The following is a 384-nucleotide window of genomic DNA, read 5'->3' as shown; positions in this document are numbered from 1 at the left end:
CGACATGACGATGGCCAACAGTCCGAAGCTCACGACGGATGCGGACCGCACGATCGGTGGTCTTGTGGCGAGCCTACGCAAGGCACAGGGGCTGAGCCAGACCGCCCTGGGTCACGCGCTGGGCGTGAGCTTTCAGCAGGTGCAGAAGTACGAGAAGGGGCGCAACCGGATCGGCGCGGGGCGTCTCCAGGCGATTGCCGACGTTCTGCACGTGCCGGTGGAGACGTTTTTCGTGGCACCGTCGTCGGGGGGTGACGAGGAGCCGGGGGCGCGGACGTTCCTCGAGGATCCGCAGGTGATGGAGCTGGTGTTGGCGTTCACCGGCATCGACGACGCGACCACCCGCGCCAGCGTGCTCTCCATCGTCAAGATGGCCGCCACGCT

Annotated in this window: 1 protein-coding gene; it reads left to right on the top strand. The window is 66.9% G+C overall.

Annotated features, from left to right (window positions below):
* The coding region (locus MKK82_RS11355) for a helix-turn-helix domain-containing protein (protein ID WP_409566791.1) at positions 1–384 on the top strand (384 nt) is incomplete at both ends.

The sequence above is a fragment of the Methylobacterium sp. E-046 genome (genome assembly GCF_022829625.1).
Lineage (GTDB): Bacteria > Pseudomonadota > Alphaproteobacteria > Rhizobiales > Beijerinckiaceae > Methylobacterium > Methylobacterium longum.
This window is presented reverse-complemented; position numbering and strand designations above follow the sequence as displayed.